At 58.3% G+C, this 22,684-nt stretch carries 18 protein-coding genes and 1 tRNA gene; 9 read left to right on the top strand and 10 right to left on the bottom strand.

Features of this window, described 5'->3' with window-relative positions; genetic code table 11:
• Positions 1-94: 94 nt before the first annotated feature.
• From PVA19_RS11665 to PVA19_RS11650, 4 genes are all read right to left on the bottom strand, one after another.
• Complete coding sequence (locus tag PVA19_RS11665) at positions 95-361, bottom strand: usg protein (protein WP_274102531.1); 267 nt, start codon at positions 359-361, stop codon at positions 95-97.
• Between the two features lie 159 nt (positions 362-520).
• Complete coding sequence (locus PVA19_RS11660; protein ID WP_274102530.1) at positions 521-1,351, bottom strand: ABC transporter permease; 831 nt, start codon at positions 1,349-1,351, stop codon at positions 521-523.
• A complete protein-coding gene (locus PVA19_RS11655) occupies positions 1,348-2,148 on the bottom strand; it encodes an ABC transporter permease (protein WP_062427557.1) in 801 nt (266 codons plus the stop codon). Before PVA19_RS11655 ends, PVA19_RS11660 begins: the two co-directional genes overlap by 4 nt.
• Positions 2,149-2,263: 115 nt before the next feature.
• Complete coding sequence (locus PVA19_RS11650; RefSeq protein ID WP_062427490.1) at positions 2,264-3,037, bottom strand: ABC transporter substrate-binding protein; 774 nt, start codon at positions 3,035-3,037, stop codon at positions 2,264-2,266.
• Between the two features lie 330 nt (positions 3,038-3,367).
• Here PVA19_RS11650 and PVA19_RS11645 point away from each other — a divergent pair, with 330 nt between their 5' ends.
• Both PVA19_RS11645 and PVA19_RS11640 read left to right on the top strand, forming a co-directional pair.
• On the top strand, positions 3,368-4,633 hold the full coding sequence (locus PVA19_RS11645; RefSeq protein ID WP_274102529.1) for an MFS transporter: 1,266 nt from the start codon (positions 3,368-3,370) through the stop codon (positions 4,631-4,633).
• 259 nt (positions 4,634-4,892) lie between these two features.
• The gene (locus PVA19_RS11640; RefSeq protein WP_274102528.1) at positions 4,893-7,118 is read left to right on the top strand and encodes an OmpA family protein; all 2,226 of its coding nucleotides are present in this window, start codon (positions 4,893-4,895) and stop codon (positions 7,116-7,118) included.
• Between the two features lie 74 nt (positions 7,119-7,192).
• Here the strand turns inward: PVA19_RS11640 and PVA19_RS11635 are convergent, their stop codons facing one another.
• Together PVA19_RS11635 and PVA19_RS11630 are read right to left on the bottom strand one after the other, a co-directional pair.
• Positions 7,193-8,116 (bottom strand): pseudouridine-5'-phosphate glycosidase, encoded by a 924-nt coding sequence (locus PVA19_RS11635; RefSeq protein ID WP_274102527.1) that lies wholly within the window; start codon positions 8,114-8,116, stop codon positions 7,193-7,195.
• A 30-nt stretch (positions 8,117-8,146) separates the two neighbouring features.
• The gene (locus PVA19_RS11630; RefSeq protein ID WP_274102526.1) at positions 8,147-9,085 is read right to left on the bottom strand and encodes a carbohydrate kinase family protein; all 939 of its coding nucleotides are present in this window, start codon (positions 9,083-9,085) and stop codon (positions 8,147-8,149) included.
• A 245-nt stretch (positions 9,086-9,330) separates the two neighbouring features.
• Here PVA19_RS11630 and recA point away from each other — a divergent pair, with 245 nt between their 5' ends.
• From recA to PVA19_RS11615, 3 genes are all read left to right on the top strand, one after another.
• The gene (gene recA / locus PVA19_RS11625; RefSeq protein WP_062427486.1) at positions 9,331-10,419 is read left to right on the top strand and encodes a recombinase RecA; all 1,089 of its coding nucleotides are present in this window, start codon (positions 9,331-9,333) and stop codon (positions 10,417-10,419) included.
• A gap of 205 nt (positions 10,420-10,624) precedes the next feature.
• Complete coding sequence (gene alaS / locus PVA19_RS11620; protein ID WP_274102525.1) at positions 10,625-13,288, top strand: alanine--tRNA ligase; 2,664 nt, start codon at positions 10,625-10,627, stop codon at positions 13,286-13,288.
• A gap of 536 nt (positions 13,289-13,824) precedes the next feature.
• A complete protein-coding gene (locus tag PVA19_RS11615; protein ID WP_062427484.1) occupies positions 13,825-14,013 on the top strand; it encodes a hypothetical protein in 189 nt (62 codons plus the stop codon).
• Between the two features lie 89 nt (positions 14,014-14,102).
• On the opposite strand, the gene PVA19_RS11610 is transcribed toward PVA19_RS11615, so the two are convergent.
• Positions 14,103-14,187 (bottom strand) — tRNA-Leu (locus PVA19_RS11610).
• A gap of 188 nt (positions 14,188-14,375) precedes the next feature.
• Here PVA19_RS11610 and lipB point away from each other — a divergent pair.
• Positions 14,376-15,110, top strand: a complete 735-nt coding sequence (gene lipB, locus PVA19_RS11605; protein ID WP_113260795.1) for a lipoyl(octanoyl) transferase LipB — start codon at positions 14,376-14,378, stop codon at positions 15,108-15,110.
• Between the two features lie 85 nt (positions 15,111-15,195).
• On the opposite strand, the gene PVA19_RS11600 is transcribed toward lipB, so the two are convergent.
• From PVA19_RS11600 to PVA19_RS11590, 3 genes are all read right to left on the bottom strand, one after another.
• The gene (locus tag PVA19_RS11600; protein ID WP_274102523.1) at positions 15,196-17,313 is read right to left on the bottom strand and encodes a bifunctional diguanylate cyclase/phosphodiesterase; all 2,118 of its coding nucleotides are present in this window, start codon (positions 17,311-17,313) and stop codon (positions 15,196-15,198) included.
• A gap of 236 nt (positions 17,314-17,549) precedes the next feature.
• A complete protein-coding gene (locus PVA19_RS11595) occupies positions 17,550-18,173 on the bottom strand; it encodes a glutathione S-transferase family protein (RefSeq protein ID WP_274102521.1) in 624 nt (207 codons plus the stop codon).
• Positions 18,174-18,299: 126 nt separating this feature from the next.
• Positions 18,300-19,514, bottom strand: a complete 1,215-nt coding sequence (locus PVA19_RS11590; protein WP_062427554.1) for an NADP-dependent isocitrate dehydrogenase — start codon at positions 19,512-19,514, stop codon at positions 18,300-18,302.
• 214 nt (positions 19,515-19,728) lie between these two features.
• Here PVA19_RS11590 and PVA19_RS11585 point away from each other — a divergent pair, with 214 nt between their 5' ends.
• The 3 genes from PVA19_RS11585 (at position 19,729) to murI (ending at position 21,969) form a co-directional block, all read left to right on the top strand.
• The gene (locus PVA19_RS11585) at positions 19,729-20,259 is read left to right on the top strand and encodes a hypothetical protein (protein WP_062427553.1); all 531 of its coding nucleotides are present in this window, start codon (positions 19,729-19,731) and stop codon (positions 20,257-20,259) included.
• Positions 20,260-20,336: 77 nt separating this feature from the next.
• Positions 20,337-21,170, top strand: coding sequence for an RNA methyltransferase (locus PVA19_RS11580; RefSeq protein WP_274102519.1), 834 nt, complete (start codon positions 20,337-20,339; stop codon positions 21,168-21,170).
• Entirely contained in the window at positions 21,148-21,969 is an 822-nt protein-coding gene (murI, locus tag PVA19_RS11575) for a glutamate racemase (protein ID WP_274102518.1), read from the top strand. The genes PVA19_RS11580 and murI overlap by 23 nt, the downstream gene beginning before the upstream one ends.
• The last annotated feature ends 715 nt before the right edge of the window (positions 21,970-22,684 follow it).

Here is a 22,684-nt window from a genome sequence, read left to right as displayed (position 1 = left end):
TTGGAAGCCTGATTAAGCCGCAACGCTTTTGCGCGCAATGTTTTGTTTCATCGTTCGATTTGAAGCCGAAGGCGCATCCGTGCAGACATTTATGTCAGTGCAGGATGAATTCGCCCTTCAACGAGCGCCATTCCTGGGCCGATATCAGCTTTCGGTGGACGTAGCGCACCGAGTGCAGTGGGCCGTCCAGCTTTCCCTGCCAGAATTTCAGGAAGCCGTGCATTTCCGGAAAGTCGGGTGCGAGGTCATAGTTCTGCCAGAGATAGCTCTGAAGCACGGAAGGATGATCCGGCATGCGATAAAGGATTTCGGCTGTGGTGAGACCATAGCCTTTCAGCATCATTTCCATGTCTTGGTTCATGTGGCTGCTCCCATTCTATTGATCGCCGACACACCGAGGTGTCATCGACAATGGGAACATGACATGGTTAATCAAAGCTTGCCAAGAAACCGAGATGTCACAAATTATTTATATTTCTCAGAGTGTTAGCATCCTAGCTTTATGAGTGCTGCCAATCTCTCATCGCTTCAGGTGGCGTGTCAACCGCGCTTCCACGCCTGCCCAGACATGGCGCAGGATTTCCACCATCGAGAGGTAGAAGATCGCCGCCCAGAGATAGGCCTGGAAGTCGAATGTGCGGGAATAGGCGTATCGGGTCTGCCCCATCAGGTCGAAGACGGTGACGATGGAAACGACCGCCGAGCCTTTAATCATCAGAATGATTTCGTTGCCGTAGGGGCGAAGCGCCACGATCAATGCCTGCGGCAGAACGACCTTCCAGAATGTCACCGGCTTGGAAATGCCAAGCGATGCGGCGCCCTCGTGCTGGCCTCGTGGAACGCTTTGGACTGCGCCGCGCAGGATCTCGGCCTGGTAGGCGGCGGTGTTCAGCGTCAGTGAAAGAAGCCCGCAATACCACGCGTCGCGGAAGAACCACCACAGGCCGACGGCCTCAAGCTCGGTACGAAAGCCACCGAGGCCGTAATAGATGAGGAAAAGCTGCGCCAGAAGTGGCGTGCTGCGAAAGAGATAGACATAGGCGAACGCAATGGCGCTTACGATCCTATTCTTCGACATGCGGGCGAAAGCAATCGGAGCAGACAGGACAGCGCCAAGGATCAAAGCAAGGCCGACGAGGCTGACCGTCGTCCACAATCCATCGATATAGCGCCAGCCATAGCGCGCGATCTTATCCGCGTCCCAGTCCAGGATCAGCGAAAGCACCAGACCGACGAACAGCATGGCCCAGAGAGTGACGATGACATAGCCGGCGATCCGCGCGAATGAGAACCGCCGCGCAGGAGCGGGTGGTGCGGGTCTTGCCTCAATCAAATTGTCGATATGGCTCATCTCTGCACCTCCGAGCGGCGCGCCCAGCGGTCGATATAGCCAATGCCGATCGAGGAAATGAGAGCGAGAATGAGGTAGAGCAGGCAGGCAATGCCGTAAAACAGAAACGCATCCTTGGTCACCCGTGCGGCGATACCGGTCTGGCGCACGATATCCGCCAACCCAATGATCGAGACGTAGGACGTGTCCTTCAACAGAATGACCCAAAGATTGGTCATGCCGGGAAGAGCGATACGCACGAGCTGCGGGATGATGATGAGAACCATGGTGCGGCCGCGCGACAGGCCAAGCGCATCACCCGCCTCATATTGCCCCTTGGGAATGGCGCGAAACGCAGACAGCAGCACTTCGGACGAGTAGGACGAGAAGACGACTGAAAGCGCAATCATGCCCGCAACGAAGGCGTTGATCTCGATGGGGCCGGTAAAGCCGAGATAACCGCCGATCGTCTGGAGCAGGATCTGCATGCCGTAATAGACGATGAAGAGGGTCAGGAGCTCGGGTAGACCACGGAAGATCGTGGTGTAGATGCCGACCGCGAGCCGGAGGGATTTTTCCTGCGACTGCGCGGCTAGCGCGATCAGGAAACCCAGGAACAGCCCGACGGGAAGCGTGGCGAGGGCCACGGAAATCGTCACTTTCACGCCGAAGGCAATTTCGTCGCCCCAGCCATCGCCGCAGGCGAGCAGGGTGCCGTTACCAAAGAGTGAGAAGATACCGACCGGACCACAGAACGGGTCGAACAGATATGTGAGATAGGTCCAGAACGAACCTATGGCGGAAAACACTCCGCTCATGCCAACTTCCCCCGCGGTCTGCGCCGCTTTCATATTTGTTTTATGAAGGTGTTCTCAAACAAAAATGGCGGAAGGGCAACCCTCCCGCCACGATATTTCAACATGAGAAACAGGCTTACTGGCCGTAGACGTCGAAATCGAAGTACTTGTCGTTGATCTCTTTGTACTTGCCATTGGCGCGGATGGCCTTGATCGCCGCACTGAACTTATCGGCGAGAGCCTTGTCGCCCTTGCGAACGGCAATGCCTGCGCCCTTGCCGTTGATCTGTTCATCGACAGGCATAGCCGTCAGAATCTTGCAGCATGCGCCAGCGTCCGACTTCACCCACTGCGACAGAACCACGATATCGTCGATGACGCCATCAATGCGGCCATTGGTGATGTCGAGCTTGTACTCGTCAGCTGTCGGATAGAGCTTCAGCTCGGAATCAGCCAAGTGCTTTTCAGCATAGTTGGCGTGCGTGGTGGAGCCCTGCGCGCCGATTGTCTTGCCCTTCAGGTCCTCAACGGACTTGATCGGCGAGTCCTTTGGTACGGCGATCGCCGGAGGCGTGTTGTAGTACTTCTCGGAGAAGTCCACCTTTTCAAGGCGCTCAGGCGTGATCGACATGGAGGCAACGATGGCGTCGAATTTCTTCGCCTGAAGGGCTGGAATGATACCGTCCCAGTCATTGGTGACGAAGGTGCATTCGGCCTTCATCTGTTCGCAGAGCGCCTTGGCGATATCGATATCGAAGCCGGTCAGCTTTCCGTCAGCCTCCAGAACGTTGAATGGCGGGTAGGCGCCTTCCGTGCCGATGACGATCTTGTCCTGCGCCATGGCGGAGCCAGCAAACAGCGACAAGGCTGCAATGGAAGCTGCAGCAAACAGACGGGTGGGGTTCAGCATTTAGATCCTCTCTTTCGGCGATACGACGCACGCCTCATTTATGTTCTGCGTGCGTGAAGATTTTGGCATTCCGCGCGCGGTCGAGGCCGGTTGCGGATGCTTGCCGGGATACTCATCCCGTTGCAAAAAAAATGCAACATCATTGTTTTGCGCTGCGACAGCCTCCTCAATAAATCGATTTGAATCGCTGCCACCTGCTCGAAATCCAGGGAACAAAATATGGCGCTTATGCGTAGTAAGGAAGCCTTATAATTTCAGGCGATAATTCATTTTTTTCAGACGACGGTTCCCGATTTTCGGCCTCCGCCTCCACCTCCAGGAGGAATTTTCATGGGTATCACACACAGCATTCGGGCGCTGACACCTGCGCAGCGCAACACTGTCATCGCCAGCTTCCTCGGCTGGACTCTCGACGCCTTCGATTTCTTCATCCTTGTTTTTGTCATCAAGGATATCGCGAAGGAGTTCAATACAAGCATCCCTGCGGTCTCGATCGCAATTTTCCTGACGCTTGCCATGCGTCCGATCGGCGCGCTGATCTTTGGCCTTGCATCCGACCGTTACGGTCGCCGCATCACGCTCATGGTCGACGTCCTTCTTTATTCGGCCCTTGAACTTCTCTCCGGCTTCTCGACCGGGCTTACGATGTTCATCGTCCTGCGTCTGCTCTATGGCATCGCCATGGGCGGCGAGTGGGGTGTCGGGGCTTCACTGACCATGGAAACGGTGCCGCCACAAGCACGTGGCTTCGTTTCCGGCCTGCTCCAGGCGGGCTACCCGGCTGGCTATTTGCTGGCGTCGATCGTCTTCTTTCTGCTCTACCCGATCATCGGCTGGAGAGGCATGTTCTTCGTCGGCGCTCTGCCCGCGCTGATCGTTCTCTATATCCGGCGCAGCGTCGAGGAATCCCCCGCATTCCTCCAACGCAAGAGCAGACCTCAGCAACCGTTCCTGACTGTCTTGAAGAAGAATATTCCACTCTTCATCTGGACTGTTATCCTGATGACGGCGTTCAATTTCCTCAGCCACGGCACGCAGGATATCTACCCAACCTTCCTGGAAACGCAGCGGGGCTATGACAGCCACACGACAGGCGCCATTGCGATCGTTTACAACATTGGGGCGATTTGCGGTGGTCTGTTCTTCGGCGCTCTGTCGCAACGAATTGGCCGCCGGAAGGCAATTGTGATTGCCTCGCTTCTGGCCATTCCGGCCGCCTGGTTCTGGGTTTATGCTCCCGGCGCCGTCCTGCTTGCTATCGGTGCTTTCGTGCTGCAGTTCTTCGTCCAGGGTGCATGGGGCGTTATCCCTGTTCACCTGAACGAACTCTCGCCGGACGAAGTGCGTGGCACATTCCCAGGCTTTGCCTACCAGCTTGGAAACCTGCTGGCCTCCGGCAACGCAACCCTGCAGACGACGCTGGCCGCCCACTGGCAGGGGGACTACGCTCTGGCGCTGTTCAGCGTTGCCGTTGTCGTTGCCTGCGCGGTCGCCCTGCTGGCGGGGTTCGGATATGAAAAGCGCAACGTACAGTTTGGCGTCCCAGATGACCAACCGGTTGAACCTGCGCCGTCAGCGCGGGGAAGAACGGCTTGAAATTTGCGCTGGACGACGGCGGATTCATCCCCGCCGTCGTTGCGATGTGATGGGCATGGCGGCTGTTGCCATAAGCCAGTTCTTTCAATCATGGCAGTCCTCCCAGAAAATGCCTTTATTCGTTCATTCCCGGTACAGGCCGGCATCTTCATCATTGGAACAAGACGGCATGCCGGGCGTTGTTTAGCGCCACGATGTGCAGACTGTGCCCCAATGCCGCAGGGCAGACGCAAATGAAGACGGCAGATGAGGAAGCGCCATGCTGAATAAGAATAAATTGATGACCGGGGTCGTTTTTCCCCTGATGTCGATTGCCATTGCAGTCGAGCCGGCACTTGTGGCCACCGTTGCGCATGCAGCGCCGATGGCGCAGGTTGAGCAACAGGGAACCCTTTCCAACGGCAACGGAGCCATCACTCTTGCGCAGGCCGAAGCGCCGCCGAACCCAGAAGAAGAATTGTTGAAGCGCCGCCAGCGCGAGCAGCAGGGCGAGCCCCAGGCTGAGCCGAAGCGCGAGCCTGAGCAGAAGCGTGAGGAAGCCCCGCAGCGTCCGAAGCGCGAAGCAGCACCTGAACCGCAGGCCGAGCAGCCACAGGAGCGTCCACGCCGCGAAGCAGCGCCAGAAGGTGAGGCTCGCCCAGAGCGCCCACGCCGTGAAGCCGCCCCAGAGGCAGCGCCGCAGGCCGAGCCTGAGCAGCAGCAGGAACGCCCGCGCCGCAAGCCAGCCGCAGAGGCTCAGCCTGAAGCCGAAGGCCAGCCACGTCCAGAGCGTCCGCGCCGCGACGCTGCTCCCGAAGCCGCGCCACAGGCTGAGCCCGAGCAGCAGCAGGAGCGCCCGCGCCGCAAGCCCGCTGCCGAAGCGCAGCCTGAAGCTGAAGGCAAGCAGCCGCCGAAGCCGGAAGCGCCGGCAGCAAAGCCCGAAGCCCCGACCGCAAAGCCTGCAAATGAACCCGCAGCCAATGAAGTTGCACCGGAAAAGCCTGCGAAGCCTGCAAAGCGTCCGGCAGCTCCAGAACCTGCCGAGGGTGCCGCACCGGTGCCTGCAGAACCGCCGACACCTGGTCGCGCTCCCGCACCGACAGAGCAGCCGAACCCGGCCCCAGGCCAGCAGCCATCCGAGCAGCCACGCCCGCCGCGCGCGCAAAACGGCGAACCTGCACCAGCCCCTGTTCCGGGTGCGCCCGCAACGCCGCTGGACGGCGCCGCGACTGGCCAGGCACCAGCCGGTGAGCCGGTTCCAGCCCAGGTCGCAACGCCTCAGACAGAAGCGCCTACGACGACCAAGGAACAGCTGGACAAGGCCCGCGCGATAGCCAAGGACCCGTCCAAGTCGGCTGATACCGTCGTGCTGCCCGTGGACAAGGGAGCTGCCGTTCTCGACAGCGACAAGGAAGTCTATCGCAGCGGCAACGAGCAGCTTCGCGAACAGCGTCGTCGTGAACGCGAGCAGGGCCAGGACTTCAAGGTCCCGACCTCGGATGCCGAAGCCCAGGCGGGTGGACGCCGTGACGGACAGCCCGCGCCGCAGATCAATATTCAGAACATCACCAATATCCAGGGTGAGCGCATCGACCGCCGTCCGCAGTTCGACCGTCCCGACGGTGTACGCGAATGGCGTCCTCGCGACATGCCGCGCGACCGCGACATGGGCGACCGCGTGTTCCTGCAGTTCGGTGACCGCGTCGTGGTGCGTGGCAGTGATGACGACCGCTTCGTCAGCGAAGGCGCGAAGCCCTACTATGAGCGCCTTCCTGACGATCGCTACCGCGAGACGATCGAGCGATCCGACGGAACGCAGGTGGTGACGATCCGCAATCGCTATGGTGACGTCATTCAGCGTTCCCGTATCGACGCCCGCGGTCGCGAATATGTGCTGTTCTACGCACCGGAGCTGGCGGATGAACCGGACCGCGAATACGTCTATCGCGATCCTGGTCTCGACCTGCCGCCACTGCGTCTGCGCATTCCCGTCAACGAGTATATCATCGATACGTCGTCCGACGATGACCGCGACTACTATCGCTTCCTGGAACAGCCTCCGGTAGAGCCCGTCCAGCGCGTTTACTCCATGGATGAGGTCCGCTACTCGGCTCGTGTGCGTGACATGGTGCGTCGTATCGACCTTGACACCATCACCTTTGCGACCGGCAGTGCCGAAATTCCCATGAGCCAGGCACGCTCGCTGCGCAAGGTTGCCGATGCGATGAACAAGGTGCTTGAAAAGAACCCGGCTGAAACCTTCCTGATCGAAGGCCATACCGATGCCGTCGGTTCGGATGAAAGCAACCTTGTGCTCTCTGACGAACGCGCAGAGTCTGTCGCCAAGGTCTTGACCGAAGTGTACGGCATTCCGCCGGAAAACCTGACGACGCAGGGCTATGGCGAGCGCTACCTGAAGGTCCAGACGCTTGGTCCGAACCAGGAGAACCGTCGCGTTACCATCCGCCGTATCACGCCGCTGGTGCGCCCGGTCGCGCAGAACTAAAATTCGTACCGATCAATAAGAAGGCCCGGAAGCCATCAGCTTCCGGGCCTATTTTTGTCTCTAAGCGGCCGTGTTCAGACGAGTGCGACGGCGATCTCGGCTGCGAGGCGGGCATTGTTGCGCACCAGCGAGATATTGGTGTCGAGGCTGCGGCCTTCGGTGATCTCGAAAATCTTTGCCAGCAGATAGGGCGTGACCGCCTTGCCGGTGATGTTGTCTCCTTCGGCTGCGGAAAGCGCGCGCTCGATGTAGATCTCCATCTCGTCACGGCCGATTTCATCTTCCTCCGGCACCGGGTTGGCAATCAGCATGCCGCCGTCGAGGCCGAACTGTTCACGGGTCGTCTGGAAGTTTGCGATCGCTGCCGGGCTGTTGAGCGTCAGCGGGCTCTTGAGGCCCGACGCGCGCGACCAGAAGGCCGGGAATTCTTGCGAGCCATAGGTGACGACCGGAACGCCGTTGGTTTCCAGAACCTCGAGCGTCTTCGGCACATCGAGGATCGCCTTTGCGCCTGCGCAGACGACGATGACGCCGGTGCGTGCAAGCTCGGTCAGGTCGGCCGAGATGTCGAAGCTTTCTTCGGCCCCACGGTGTACGCCCCCGATTCCGCCGGTCGCGAAGACCTTGATCCCGGCATGTTCAGCCGCAATCATGGTGGCGGCAACCGTCGTTGCACCCGTACGACGCTCGGCAATCGCGAAAGCGATGTCGGCGCGAGAGACCTTCATGGCATCCTTGGTCTGTGCCAGGGCTTCCAACTGATCCTTTTCGAGACCGATATGCAGCGTGCCGTGAATGACGGCAATGGTGGCCGGAACCGCGCCATTATCACGGATCAGTTTCTCCACGCCTTCAGCCATGCGGATATTGCCCGGATAGGGCATGCCGTGGGTGATGATCGTGGATTCAAGCGCAACGATCGGCGCGCCGCGCTGCTTGGCGGCGGCAACTTCTTCCGAATAGACGATCGGCAGGAGCGGGGAGGTGGTCTTGGTCATGGTCTCTTCCAGTTTAATTAAGCGATCTCTTCACACCATTTCAGCCTGCGGCACAAGCGCCAGTGCGGCAGCAAGTGTCTCCGCATTCAATTCGCTGGCCGTCGCAAAAGGAGACTGGACGGTGATGGCAGCTGCGGCGGCACCATGGCGCAAGGCTTCGGTGATGGGTTTGCCGCTGGCAATGGCCGACAGGTAGCCGGATGCCATGGCGTCGCCCGCACCGGTCACATCTTTCACATCCTCGATCAGGGGCGGAGTCAGCACCGCAGTAGCGTTCTGGTCGAAAGCGACAACGCGTTTGGCGCCACTGGTGATGACGCCGCCGCGTAGGCCGGCCTCTCTCAGCAAAGTCGGCCATTGTCTCACCTCGGTGACATTCTGGCCTGTCAGCGCGCGCGCTTCCGCCTCGTTCATGAACAGCATGTCGATCTCGGCCAATGCGGGCTTCATACGCACGACTTTGGCTGGCGAAATGGCAATGGCCGCGAGACGCTTTTCGCAGGCACGCGCCGCCATGCCGATCGCGCTCAGCGTATCCTCAGGCAGGTTGGCATCGCAGAGAATGATATCGGTGGTGTTGATCGCGTCGCGCACGGCGCGCACTTTGAGGCGACGCGGCGTGAAGAGCTTGTAGAGATCCATATCGGCAATGGCGATGACCAGATTGCCGTCGCGCTCCAGAATTGCCGTGTAACTCGGGGTACTGCGGTCCAGGAAGGTGAAAGGCGTATCCTCGACCCCCGCATCTCGCGCTGCTGCGGCAACAGCCGCACCATTGCCGTCACCGCCACGCGGCGCGATGAGCCTCACCTCGAATCCCAGCCGGGAAAGGTTGCGGGCCGCATTGAAACCGCCGCCGCCGGCTTCCTCCATCCAGGAACCGGGGTTGCTTGCCCCTTGCACCGTTTCCGTCTCGATCATGCCGCGCCGGTCAATATGCGCGCCGCCCAGAACGAGTATTTTCTTCACGCTGGCCAATCCTTCTTCACGCGACAAACTGCCAAATCCGATTCGGTGTTTTTCGGCTCTTTCCAACTGACCCCTTGGCAGTGGAAAATTCTTCAACAAAGAAAAACAAAAGCAGAACGAACGGCTTATCGTTATTTGTTTTCAACGGGCTGATGCGCTGTTGTGGAATGAGAACAAAAAGAGTACATACAGTCTACACACTGCTTCGTTGCCTGTGCGGCTTCAATAACCTAAAGGTGGTTCAGATGGCACAAAATTCTTTGCGTCTTGTAGAGGACAATTCGGTGGATAAAAGCAAGGCACTGGAAGCGGCGCTCTCCCAGATCGAACGTTCGTTCGGCAAGGGATCGATTATGAAGCTCGGTTCCAATGAAAACGTCATCGAGGTCGAGACCGTTTCGACGGGATCTCTCAGCCTTGATATTGCGCTCGGCATCGGCGGTCTGCCGAAGGGGCGTATCGTTGAAATTTACGGGCCGGAAAGCTCGGGTAAAACGACCCTGGCACTGCAGACCATTGCAGAAGCCCAGAAGAAGGGCGGCATCTGCGCCTTTGTGGACGCCGAGCACGCGCTTGATCCGGTCTATGCCCGCAAGCTTGGCGTCGATCTTCACAACCTTCTGATTTCGCAGCCCGACACGGGCGAGCAGGCGCTTGAAATTACCGACACGCTGGTGCGCTCCGGTGCCGTGGACGTGCTGGTGGTCGACTCCGTTGCTGCTCTGACGCCACGTGCTGAAATCGAGGGTGAGATGGGCGACAGCCTGCCGGGTCTTCAGGCCCGTCTGATGAGCCAGGCGCTGCGCAAGCTGACCGCATCCATTTCCAAGTCGAAGACCATGGTGATCTTCATCAACCAGATCCGCATGAAGATCGGTGTGATGTTCGGTTCGCCGGAAACCACGACGGGCGGCAACGCACTGAAGTTCTACGCCTCGGTTCGTCTCGATATTCGTCGTATCGGCTCGGTCAAGGAGCGGGAAGAGGTTGTTGGTAACCAGACGCGCGTCAAGGTCGTCAAGAACAAGATGGCGCCTCCCTTCAAGCAGGTCGAATTCGACATCATGTATGGTGAAGGCGTTTCCAAGACGGGCGAACTTGTCGATCTCGGCGTGAAGGCCGGCATCGTCGAGAAGTCTGGTGCCTGGTTCTCCTATAACAGCCAGAGGCTGGGGCAGGGGCGTGAAAACGCCAAGTCCTTCCTGCGCGACAATCCCGCTGTCGCCAACGAAATCGAAATGGCGCTGCGTCAGAATGCCGGCCTGATCGCCGACCGCTTCCTTGAGAACGGCGGACCCGAAGCCGATGCGGATGGGGTAGAACCGGACGCATGATTAAACGCTGCCGGGCTTTCTCCGGCATCGTCGTCCACCGTTAATCGATCCAAGGCCGTGCGATCCCTTCGCGCGGCCTTTGTCATTTTGCTGCCTCATTCTGGCAGAGCCCGGCGCTCTTTGGCTGGACAGGCAGGGTGGCGGACGATAAAAGCCTGTGACTTTTTTATTATCGCTGCGTGAGCGTGGCAATGAAGGACTTCGTATGAGCGGTGTGAATGAAATCCGGTCGACTTTCCTCGACTACTTCAAGAAGAACGGCCATGAAATTGTGCCATCCAGCCCGCTGGTGCCGCGCAACGATCCGACCCTGATGTTCACCAATGCGGGTATGGTCCAGTTCAAGAACGTCTTCACTGGTCTTGAAAGCCGTCCTTATTCGAAGGCCGCTTCATCGCAAAAGTGCGTTCGCGCGGGCGGGAAGCATAACGACCTCGACAATGTCGGTTACACCGCGCGCCACCACACCTTCTTCGAAATGCTCGGCAACTTTTCGTTCGGTGACTATTTCAAGGAAGAGGCGATCACGCACGCCTGGAACCTGATCACCAAGGAGTTCGGCATCGACAAGAACCGTCTTCTGGTGACGGTCTATCATACCGATGACGAAGCCTTCGACCTTTGGAAGAAGATTGCCGGTTTTTCCGATGATCGCATCATCCGCATTCCGACGAGCGATAACTTCTGGGCCATGGGCGACACCGGTCCTTGCGGTCCTTGCTCGGAAATCTTCTACGACCACGGCGATCATATCTGGGGCGGACCTCCTGGCTCTGCAGATGAGGATGGCGACCGGTTCATCGAAATCTGGAACCTCGTCTTCATGCAGTATGAGCAAGTGACGAAGGAAGAGCGCATCAACCTGCCGCGTCCATCCATCGACACGGGCATGGGCCTTGAGCGCATCTCCGCTCTGCTGCAGGGCAAGCATGACAACTACGATACTGACCTTTTCCGCGCGCTGATCTCGGCGTCCGTCGAAGCGACCGGCGTTCCGGCTGAAGGCGAGAAGCGCGCAAGCCACCGTGTGATTGCCGATCACCTGCGTTCTTCGGCATTCCTGATCGCCGATGGTGTTCTGCCTTCTAATGAGGGTCGCGGTTACGTTCTGCGCCGCATCATGCGCCGCGCCATGCGTCATGCCGAGCTTCTGGGCTCCAAGGAACCGTTGATCTGGAAACTTTTGCCGACGCTTGTCCAGCAGATGGGCCGCGCCTATCCGGAACTCGTGCGCGCCGAAGCGTTGATCTCCGAGACGCTGAAGCTTGAAGAAACCCGCTTCCGCAAGACGCTGGAGCGTGGTCTTTCGCTTCTGTCCGACGCCACGTCCGACCTTTCCAAGGGCGGCATGCTGGACGGCGAGACCGCCTTCAAGCTTTACGACACCTATGGCTTCCCGCTCGATCTGACGCAGGACGCACTGCGCGCCCGCGAAATCGGCGTGGACATTGCCGGCTTCACTGATGCCATGGAGCGCCAGAAGGCGGAAGCCCGCTCGCACTGGGCCGGCTCGGGCGACAAGGCAACCGAGACCGTCTGGTTCGAGCTGAAGGAAAAGTTCGGCGCGACCGAGTTCCTTGGCTACGACACCGAGACTGCCGAGGGCGTGGTCCAGGCGATCGTCAAGGATGGCAAGTCGGTCGACGCTGCAGCCGAAGGCGAGACTGTCCAGATCGTCGTCAACCAGACGCCGTTCTACGGAGAGTCCGGCGGCCAGATGGGCGACACCGGTGTCATCTCCTCCGACAACGGCAGCGTCACGGTCACCGATACGCAGAAGAAGGGCGAGGGTCTCTTCGTCCATATCGGCAAGGTCGCCAAGGGCGGCGTGAAGCTCGGCGACGCCGTTCAATTGACGGTCGATCATGATCGCCGATCGCGCCTGCGTGCCAACCACTCCGCAACCCACCTGCTGCACGAAGCGCTTCGCGAGGTTCTCGGAACCCATGTGGCGCAGAAGGGCTCGCTTGTGGCACCGGAACGTCTGCGCTTCGACGTGTCGCATCCAAAGCCGATGACGGCGGACGAGCTCAAGGTCGTCGAGGAGATGGCTAATGAGATCATTCTCCAGAACTCGCCGGTCGTCACGCGCTTGATGAGCGTGGACGATGCGATTGCAGAAGGCGCGATGGCGCTCTTTGGCGAAAAATATGGCGATGAAGTGCGCGTTGTCTCCATGGGCACTGGTATCCACGGCGCCAAGGCCAACCGGCCTTATTCAGTCGAACTTTGTGGCGGTACGCATGTCTCCGCTACGGGACAGATCGGCCTCGTGCGTATTCTTGGCGAAAGTGCCGTTGGTGCGGGCGTGCGCCGCGTTGAAGCAGTCACGGGACCGGGTGCGCTTGCCTATCTTGCAGAGCAGGATGACCGGGTGAAAACACTTGCCTCGTCGCTGCGCGTGCAGCCAGGCGATGTTATCTCGCGCGTCGAGGGTCTGCTGGATGAGCGCAAGAAGCTGGAGCGCGAACTGGCCGATGCTCGCCGCAAGCTCGCCATGGGCGGCGGTTCGGCGGAAGGCTCGGCCGGCGATACGAGAGAGGTCGGCGGCGTGAAGTTCATGGCGAAGGCCATGTCCGGCATCGACGCCAAGGATTTGAAGGGTCTCGCAGACGATGCCAAGACCAATCTGGGCTCTGGCGTGGTGCTGCTGATCGCCGTATCCGAGGATGGAAAGGCCAGTGCCGTCGCAGCGGTCACCGAAGACCTGACATCGCGTTTCAGCGCGGTCGATCTGGTGCGTACGGCGTCGGCTGCTCTCGGCGGCAAGGGTGGCGGTGGACGTTCGGACATGGCGCAGGCTGGTGGCCCCGATGGATCGAAGGCTGATGAAGCCATTGAAGCAGTTGCAGCGTCGCTCGCGAGCTGATCTTGTTCAACGTCGTGGGAAAGCAGCTGAGCTGCCCTGCGTTTGATTGCTGACATTCAAGGGCCGGAACTTCGAAGATGAGGTTCCGGCCCTCTTTGTTTCAGTCATGGGTTCACGACGCTATAATGACAGCGTGATAGCGTACTGGTAGCTTTCGAGTGATTGCGTCGTCGTGCGTTTGTGGTGGAGGGCAGGATGAGACGTCGACGTGTTTTGTTTCGCTCTCACAGGCCGCTTCAGAGCGTCGTACCCGTCCAACCGCATCCGCGTTGCAGTCCGATCATCGTGCGCTGGGTGACGACGCAGGGGAACTGAATGTATCTATGACGGTTCGATGGCTTGGCAGCTGACAGGCTACCCGCATGATGCTGTCTTCTCCAACCTGACCCTCCCTCGCGGGAGGGTTTTTTTTGGCTTGGAGATCCGTGCGTCCTATTGGAGGCACAAATGACGCTCTGTCTTCTTTGATCTACGCATCGTGCTTTAGGAACCGGTGCGATGCCATCCGCATTGTCTCCTTAACAAAGGAGAAGGCCATGGAAAATTATGCAGAACTTCGGGAGCAGATCGCGCAGGATCTCGATACGCTCAGCCGCACCGAAAGCCCGAAATCCATCTTTGAAATTGCCGATGATTATCTGCTGGGAAATCCGTCACTGAAACGCGAATTGGTCGAGGATATCATCAAGGAAGAGGCGGATAAGCGAAACATCCCTATCCATTGAACGGATCGCAAATCGCTCACACGGAGCTTCAGGGAATTCGCTTAGATAACTGAAGACAAAGAAAAACCCGCCTAAGCGGGTTTTTCTTTTGGTGCGGTCGAGAAGACTCGAACTTCCACGGGTTGCCCCACAGCGACCTCAACGCTGCGCGTCTACCAATTCCGCCACGACCGCATCGTGGTAGGGTCGACTTGCGCCGACGGGGGTGCATGTAGCAAAAGGATTTTGGGTGCACAAGAGCGCCGTGACAGTTTTTTGAAATTAAAAACGGGCCTTTGCCTTCTTATATGGAAGAAGCCCGCAAACGCTGGGCTTGCAGCCTCTATTTCATTCTGCCAGAAGGCTGTGGAAAGGACATTTTCATGCTCACACGCACCGATCTAACCTCCACGATGTACCCGAGCGCCGGTTCTCCTGCCGTACGTTGGCGAATCTCTGACGGGCTGGTGCCCTATGAGCAGGCGATCGAGGAGATGGAGCGTGAGGTCGCAGCCATCGCTGCCGGCGAAGCGGACGAGCTTGTATGGCTCCTGGAGCATCCACCGCTTTACACGGCGGGCACGAGCGCCGATTCATCCGACCTGATCGAGCCGGACCGTTTTCCCGTCTTCGCAACCGGACGGGGCGGGGAGTACACCTATCATGGCCCAGGCCAGCGGGTGGTCTATGTGATGCTTGATCTCAAGCGCCGACGCCAGGATGTGCGCGCCTATGTGGCGGCACTGGAGGAGGTCATCATCCGCACGCTCGACAAGATGAACGTCAAGGGCGAGCGGCGTGAGGATCGGGTCGGTGTTTGGGTTCGCAGGCCGGAAAAGCCGCTTCTGCCGGATGGCTCCATGTCGGAGGACAAGATTGCGGCGCTCGGTATTCGCCTGCGCAAGTGGGTGAGCTTCCATGGCCTGTCGATCAATGTCGATCCCGACCTGACCCACTTCGGCGGCATCGTCCCCTGTGGTATTACCCAATATGGCGTCACCAGCCTCGTTGATCTAGGCCTCTTGGTGATGATCAACGATGTCGATGTCTTCCTACGGGAGGCCTTCGAGGAAGTCTTTGGCGATACCGCGAATGAGAGCGCAGGGGCGCCGTCTTAATTCGGTTTTCTAAACCCATCGGATGTTCGAGAACCAGCTCCGCATCATATGGGATAACAGACAGTCTTCCAGCCTTCGCTGGGTTTCAGCTGTCTGTGCCTGTGTTTCCAATAGCCACGTCAGATAGGCCGAAATGGTCGTGAATGGCCGTTTTTGGCAAAGGGAGAGGTCGTTCGATGATGCGCAAGCGGCCCGTCGCAAGGATCTGATCAAGTGACGCGGGCCGACCGAGCAAGTAGCCCTGTGCTTCCCCGCATCCTTCTGATTCCAAAAGGGAGAGCTGTTCCCTTGTTTCCACCCCTTCCGCCAAAACCGGAATTCTGAGGCCCTTGCCGAGAGCCAATACGGTGCGGATGATGGTCAGTGCTTCCTGACTGCTGTGGCTTTCGTCGATAAAGGAACGGTCGAGCTTGATCTTGCTGAAAGGGAAAGACCGCAGCGTATCTATCGAAGAATAGCCAATGCCGAAGTCGTCCAGCGCAATGGAAACTCCATAGGATTTGATTTGGCGAAGCATGTGAAAGGCACGCTCGCGATCCTTCAGGATGGCGGTCTCGGTAAGTTCAAGCTCAAGTCGATGCGGGGGAAGACCCGTTTCGAGAAGGATGCTCATGACGAGCTTGGGCAGATCGCCGGCTGCAAACTGAACGGCAGAGAGGTTGACAGCAATCTTGCAGGCTGGCTCCCAGGAGGCCGCGGCTGCGCATGCGGTGCGTAGCACCCACTCCCCAAGTTGCAGGATAAGGCCGTTTTCCTCCGCCAGCGGAATAAAATCCGAGGGCGGGATGAAACCGCGTTCAGGATGGTGCCACCGCAGCAGCGCTTCGTAGCCCGTGATCTCGCCAGTCGAAACGGAGGTCTGTACCTGGTAGTGGATCGAGAGTTCATCGCGGGAGAGTGCTTTGCGCAAATCAGCCGCCATGCAGCGCCTTGCTTTGACGGCCTTGTCCATGCCCGCCTCATAGAAGCAGACACGCATTTCGGTGAGTTGCGACTTGGCGCGGTACATGGCGAGGTCCGCGTTACTGACAAGCGTTTCCCTGGTGGTTGCGTCGTCGGGATAGAGTGCGACACCGAAGCTTGCGCCAGCGACAATTTGGGCTTCGTCTATATTGATCGGAGTGAACATCACCGTTTCAAGACGTTTCAGAAACCGGTTTATGCCGACCATTTCATCGTCTTGAATACGGAAAAGAGCGGCGAACTCGTCTCCGCCAACGCGGGCAACGAACTCGCCCTTGTCTTCCCGAACCAAATGCTTGAGCCGCAGACCAAGGTCGGTCAATACGTCGTCGCCGACATGGTGGCCACGGGTGTCGTTGATCTCCTTGAACCGGTTGAGATCGATGCCGATCATGGCTAGCCGGCTCTTCTGCGCATCGGCGAGCGCGATCTCTTCCTCCAGCCTCTCGTTGAAATTGGCGCGATTGGGAAGGCCGGTCAGTGCGTCGTACAACGCCATTTGACGAAGATGCGCTATGGTCTCGGCGCGTGTGCCATTGTCGATGAGGTAGCTCACCAGACCGCAGGTAACGATGACGAAAGCCATGCCGGAAATGGCGATGGCCAGAGTCCAGAGCGAGTCCGGGTTGGAGAAGGATCCATCGACATACATCGGTTCGACCTTGAACGCCGTCATCCCCGTGAAGTGCAAAACGGCGATTGCAAGCGTCAGGACCACAGCCATGACGTTGCTGCCTTTGCGCATGCCAAAATGCAGCGCAGCCGAAGAAAGACCTACGGAAAGAACGATCGAGGCGACGAGGTAAGTCCTGTCCCAGGATACGATCCCTTGAACGCGGTAGGCCATCATACCGGTATAGTGCATCGTGGAAATGGCGAGACCGACGATTGCGCCGCCCAAGGCGGGCATGATGGGATGACGGTTGCTGACTGCAACGGCAAAACCGATCGCATTGCCGAACAGGACGACCAGAAGCGAAACGACCGTCAACGACAAATCGAAGCCGATGGGCACGCCTGCGTCATAGCCAAGCATGGCGACGAAATGTGTGCACCAGATCGCCACGCCAGCGGACAGCGCCGTCATCGCCTGCCAGCCGATGCGCTGCTTCCCGGTCGCGGTCGTCGTTTTACTGAAAAGCCGGGATGTCACCCAAGAACCGGTGCCGCAGAGTAGCACTGCCACAAGCACGAGCCAGATGTTGTGTTCGTAGACGATGCATCCCAGCACAGTCATCATTACAGTCGCCCCTTGTAGGAAGGCACCGCATTTGAGCAAACGCAGCAGCCGTTTACTGCGTTCGCAGGCCGGGTGGATGGCAATGTGATGGTTTACTACACAACGAGTTAATAATTTATATGGCGTACAACAAAATTCTACAACGTTCACAAAGGCTTAGATCAATCCTAGGTAGGTTTTGGGGGTTGTCTGACGCATCTTTTGATAGAATGAGATGCGCCAAAGGCCGTGCGACGTCAGGCTGTCTGCATTTTCTTTATGATTGAATCGTCGATCTCCTGAGCGCGCAGGAAAGCCGGGCGCTGACCGAGGCGACCGAGATAACCGGCGAAGGACTTGCGCTTCTCGATCGAACCGAATTGCAGACCCCATCCAATATGCGAGCCCACATAGACGTCGGCGGCGGTGAAGCTGTCGCCAGCAATGAAAGCGTTCTGCGTCACGGCGTATTCGAGGGTGTCCATCAGGTCTTCAAAGCGTCCGCATCCGGCCATGCGATACTTGTCTTCCGGAATCACCAGACCCATGGCGCGGTTGCTGACGCCCATTTCCAAAGGGCCGGCCGCAAAGAAGAGCCAGCGATAGTAAAGGCCACGATGGTTGGTCGGAGGGGCAAGACCCTTTTCCGGAAAGGCGTCGGCCAGATAGGCGCAGATGGCTGCGCATTCCGTCACGACGACGTCACCGTGTTTGATCGCGGGCACCTTGCCCATGGGATTGATGGCCTTGTACTCGCCAGCCTTCATGTCGCTGTCGAAGCCGATGATTCTGGTGTCGTAAGATGCGCCCACTTCCTCCAGCATCCAGCGGATGATGCGTCCGCGTGACATGGGATGGGTGTAGAATGTCAGATCGCTCATGTCTCTCTCCCTTGTTGAGCAGAGTTTGCTCCGGCAGCATGACCTAATCAAGACATCGATTGGGGGCAAAAGAAAACCCGGCGCGAAGGCCGGGTTTTCGAAGGTCTCTAAAGGGTTAGATGCCGATCAGGCAGCCATGGCCTTCTTGAGGTTTTCGTCGATCTTGTCGAGGAAGGCGGTGGTGGAGAGCCAAGGCTGATCCGGACCGATGAGGAGCGCGAGGTCCTTGGTCATGTAGCCGGCTTCTACGGTGTCGACGCAGACGGTTTCCAGCGTCGTGGCGAACTTTGCCAGTTCAGCATTGTCGTCCAGCTTGGCGCGGTGGGCGAGGCCACGGGTCCATGCGAAGATCGATGCGATGGAGTTGGTCGAGGTTTCCTGACCCTTCTGATGCTGACGGTAGTGGCGCGTCACCGTGCCGTGCGCCGCTTCTGCTTCGACCGTGCGGCCATCCGGAGACAGGAGAACCGAGGTCATCAGGCCGAGCGAGCCGAAGCCCTGTGCCACGGTATCCGACTGAACGTCGCCGTCGTAGTTCTTGCAGGCCCAGATGTAGCCGCCGGACCACTTCAGCGCGGAAGCGACCATGTCGTCGATGAGGCGGTGCTCGTAAGTGATACCGGCTTCGTCGAACTGCGCCTTGAATTCGCTCTGGTAGACTTCTTCGAAGATGTCCTTGAAGCGACCGTCATAGGCCTTCAGGATGGTGTTCTTCGTGGAGAGGTAAACCGGCCACTTGCGCATCAGGCCGTAGTTCATGGATGCACGGGCGAATTCGCGGATGGAATCGTCGAGGTTGTACATGGCAAGAGCCACGCCGGCGCTCGGAGCGTCGAACACGTCCTTCTCGATGACCTGGCCATCTTCGCCAACGAACTTGATCGTCAGTTTGCCCTTGCCGGGGAACTTGAAGTCTGTTGCCTTGTACTGGTCGCCGAAAGCGTGACGGCCGACAACGATCGGCTGGGTCCAGCCGGGAACCAGGCGCGGAACGTTCTTGCAGATGATCGGCTCGCGGAAGATGACGCCGCCCAGAATGTTGCGGATCGTGCCGTTCGGGCTCTTCCACATCTGCTTGAGGTTGAATTCTTCCACGCGGGCTTCGTCCGGTGTGATGGTCGCGCACTTGATGCCGACGCCATGCTTCTTGATGGCGTGTGCCGCATCAACGGTTACCTGATCGTTGGTAGCGTCGCGGTTTTCAACGGAAAGGTCGTAATATTCGATATCAAGATCGAGGTATGGCAGGATCAGCTTGTCCTTGATGAGCTGCCAGATGATACGGGTCATTTCGTCGCCGTCGAGATCGACGACCGGATTGGCTACCTTGATCTTTGTCATGAATTCCTCACCTTCGAGAACGGTTGCGCCCAATCGAGCGCCATAAGGGTCAATATCCCGTGGCGCTATAGCATTGCGACCGGCGGAGGCAAAGCCATCGGTCAGCTTTTTTGGCCTTTCTAAAAGCCTTGTTACCGGATTGCCAAAACACATTCGCGGATTAGATTCAGGCGAATCGCTTACGTTGGGTAAGCTGAAGTTTCAGGACGTCATCATGCAGAAAGTTCTGCTCGCCATTGCCGCACTATTCCTTTCCTCCAGCGCCTTTGCCGCCGATCCCACCGAGCCGGTGAAGAAGGTCATGGATATTACGGTGAAGAACTGGTCCGGCGAGGCCGATGACTGGAAGTATATTTTCGATGAAGATCTGCTGACGACGCTGTTCAGCAAGGCGTTCATCGCCCAATATCGCGAAGCCTCGAAGAAGCCCGCCTATGAGGCAGAGGCAGGCGAGAAGGGCGACCCCTTCGGTTATGACGTGGTTACCAATTCGCAGGATGGCTGCCCGCTGCAGGACGTTAACATCTCGGCAGCGCCGCCCAAGGATGGCGTGAGCGACGTCACCGTCAAGTTCAAGCTCTGGGCCTGCATGGATGAGGCCGAGATGAAGGCGACCGTTGATCAGGTCAATTTCGATGTGATCGAAGAAGACGGCAAGCCGGTCATCAATGACATTCATCGTGTTGGCGATGAGGGCCGCGATTCCGTGCAGCAAGAGATGGCAAACATCATCAAGGGCGAATAAGCCGCATGCAACGCACGCCTTGCCTTTGATTTGCGCGGAAAACTGTGCCAGTGAAGCCAAAAAATTGGAAGGCGACTATGGCAGGTACAAACAGCGATCTCGAACTCATTGCCGAAGGCCCGGCGATCATTCTGGTCGAGCCTCAGCTTGGTGAAAATATCGGTATGGTGGCACGCGCCATGGCGAATTTCGGGCTGGCAGAGCTGCGTCTGGTCAATCCGCGCGATGGCTGGCCGAGCGAGAAAGCACGTGCGGCCGCCTCCAAGGCCGATCATGTGATCGATGCAACCAAGGTCTACGAAACGCTGGAAGATGCGGTTCGCGATCTGAACTTCGTCTATGCGACGACGGCACGTGAGCGTTACGGCTTCAAGCCGGTGCGCGCGCCCGTCACCGCGACCGAAACCTTGCGCGCCAAGTTCAAGGCAGGCGAAACGACCGGCGTCATGTTCGGTCGCGAGCGCTGGGGCCTGACGAACGAGGAAGTGGCGCTTGCCGACGAAATCGTGACGTTTCCCGTCAATCCCGCGTTTGCGTCGCTCAACATCGCTCAGGCTGTGCTGCTGATGTCTTATGAATGGATGAAATCCGGCATGGAGGACCTTGCCGAGACTGCGTTCCAGTCGGTGCAGCAACGGCCTTCCACCAAGGAACAGGTCTTCGGCCTCTTCGACCAGATCGAAGAGGCGCTGGATGCGCGCGGATATTTCCATCCGGCTGAAAAAAAGCCCAAAATGGTCGACAATCTGCGCGCAGTTCTGTCACGACGGGGATTTACGGAGCAGGAGATCAGCGTGTTTCGCGGCGTGATCAAGTCGCTGGACGCGTTTCCGCGCCGCTGGCCGAAACGGACAGAGAAAAGCGCCGAAGGCGAGGAGACACCGACGAATGGCTCTGGCGACAACGACTGATCTTCCCGTCTCAAAGCCGGTTCTCGTCTTCGATTCCGGCATCGGCGGGCTGACGGTTTTGCGCGAGGCGCGGGTTTTGATGCCCGAGCGTGGCTTCATCTATGTCGCAGACGATGCGGGTTTCCCTTATGGCGGATGGGAAGAAGATGGGTTACGTCAGCGCATACTGTCGCTGTTTGCCCGATTGCTCGACACCTATCAGCCAGAAATCTGCATCATTGCCTGCAATACGGCTTTCACGCTTGCCGGTGCAGACCTGCGGGCCGCTTTTCCCGACATGACCTTCGTCGGAACGGTGCCGGCCATCAAGCCCGCGGCGGAACGCACCCGTTCAGGCCTCGTGTCTGTGCTGGCGACGCCCGGTACGGTGAAGCGCGCCTACACGCGTGACCTCATCCAGTCGTTCGCCTCGCAATGTCACGTGCGCCTCGTCGGCTCGGAAAATCTGGCACGCATGGCGGAAAGCTGGATCAGAGGAGAGAGCGTCTCGGATGATGCCGTGCTGGCCGAAATTTCGCCGTGCTTCATTGAGGATCAGGGCCGGCGCACCGACATCGTGGTGCTTGCCTGTACGCATTATCCGTTCATGGCGAATGTGTTCCGCAGGCTTGCGCCCTGGCCGGTAGACTGGCTCGATCCGGCAGAAGCGATTGCCCGGCAGGCACGCCGCAAGGTCGAGGTGCTACAGGGTGCCGAGCATCCTGAGGGTTTTGACTTTGCTATCTTCACATCAGGTCAGCCGGATTTCACCACGAGAAGACTGATGCAGGGCTTCGGTTTGAAGATCGAGAAACACTGAGCGCCGAGCGCTTGTGGGGAAGTAGGACGCGTCGATCAAAGAAGATAACGCGTCCTTGTGCGCCCGGTTAAACGCACGACGTTCTAAGTCCATTGTGACATTTTTGCACTGAAGAAAGCTCATTGATACAATTCGAGATTGAACCTCTTGCAGGCGAATCGAAGATGTGTCAAAAAAATCGGGCCCGCAACTCAAGAAACAGGAGGCGTTAGATGACTACATTTAAGCATTTTTGCCTCTCTGGTATGGTTATGTCCGTAGCTCCGGCGCTGTCCGGAATGATGCTTCGCGCATACCGACGTGGAATCGCTATCTAAGCTTTTCCATGCCTTTGCAGGCGTTTTCACTATACATCACGGTGTGTCGATAGTCTTTTGACCTCGCAGTCTGTTGCTGCGCAGAACGTTTCCGCACGCCTTTTTCCATCACAAGAGGACCTGGTTGCTATCTTGCGCCGGGACGGATGACCTATGTCTAAACAACAATCTTTGAGTGTAAGCGATCTTTCCAGAACCGTCGAAGAATTGGTTCGCCGCTTTGGTGCCTGGGCCACGCTGAAGGCGGCAGTTCTGGGTGCAATGAAGCATCGGCAGACGAGAAATCATGCCACGCATCTTAGCGATCGGCTTCGGCGGGATGCCGGCCTTCCGGTGCGCGAACCGATGCCTGGCCAGCCGCTGGTGCCGCCCTGGTTCCCTCGGTTCTAAAGCATGGT

Origin of the sequence: Agrobacterium sp. CNPSo 3708, assembly GCF_028674915.1 — a bacterium.
In the GTDB taxonomy this organism is placed as follows: domain Bacteria; phylum Pseudomonadota; class Alphaproteobacteria; order Rhizobiales; family Rhizobiaceae; genus Agrobacterium; species Agrobacterium cavarae.
This window is presented reverse-complemented; position numbering and strand designations above follow the sequence as displayed.

Coding starts and splice junctions, on each gene's coding strand:
- PVA19_RS11665 (WP_274102531.1), bottom strand. CDS start 361: ATGAACCAAGACATGGAAATGATGCTGAAAGGCTATGGTCTCACCACA.
- PVA19_RS11660 (WP_274102530.1), bottom strand. CDS start 1,351: ATGAGCCATATCGACAATTTGATTGAGGCAAGACCCGCACCACCCGCT.
- PVA19_RS11655 (WP_062427557.1), bottom strand. CDS start 2,148: ATGAGCGGAGTGTTTTCCGCCATAGGTTCGTTCTGGACCTATCTCACA.
- PVA19_RS11650 (WP_062427490.1), bottom strand. CDS start 3,037: ATGCTGAACCCCACCCGTCTGTTTGCTGCAGCTTCCATTGCAGCCTTG.
- PVA19_RS11645 (WP_274102529.1), top strand. CDS start 3,368: ATGGGTATCACACACAGCATTCGGGCGCTGACACCTGCGCAGCGCAAC.
- PVA19_RS11640 (WP_274102528.1), top strand. CDS start 4,893: ATGCTGAATAAGAATAAATTGATGACCGGGGTCGTTTTTCCCCTGATG.
- PVA19_RS11635 (WP_274102527.1), bottom strand. CDS start 8,116: ATGACCAAGACCACCTCCCCGCTCCTGCCGATCGTCTATTCGGAAGAA.
- recA (WP_062427486.1), top strand. CDS start 9,331: ATGGCACAAAATTCTTTGCGTCTTGTAGAGGACAATTCGGTGGATAAA.
- alaS (WP_274102525.1), top strand. CDS start 10,625: ATGAGCGGTGTGAATGAAATCCGGTCGACTTTCCTCGACTACTTCAAG.
- PVA19_RS11615 (WP_062427484.1), top strand. CDS start 13,825: ATGGAAAATTATGCAGAACTTCGGGAGCAGATCGCGCAGGATCTCGAT.
- lipB (WP_113260795.1), top strand. CDS start 14,376: ATGCTCACACGCACCGATCTAACCTCCACGATGTACCCGAGCGCCGGT.
- PVA19_RS11600 (WP_274102523.1), bottom strand. CDS start 17,313: ATGATGACTGTGCTGGGATGCATCGTCTACGAACACAACATCTGGCTC.
- PVA19_RS11595 (WP_274102521.1), bottom strand. CDS start 18,173: ATGAGCGATCTGACATTCTACACCCATCCCATGTCACGCGGACGCATC.
- PVA19_RS11590 (WP_062427554.1), bottom strand. CDS start 19,514: ATGACAAAGATCAAGGTAGCCAATCCGGTCGTCGATCTCGACGGCGAC.
- PVA19_RS11585 (WP_062427553.1), top strand. CDS start 19,729: ATGCAGAAAGTTCTGCTCGCCATTGCCGCACTATTCCTTTCCTCCAGC.
- PVA19_RS11580 (WP_274102519.1), top strand. CDS start 20,337: ATGGCAGGTACAAACAGCGATCTCGAACTCATTGCCGAAGGCCCGGCG.
- murI (WP_274102518.1), top strand. CDS start 21,148: ATGGCTCTGGCGACAACGACTGATCTTCCCGTCTCAAAGCCGGTTCTC.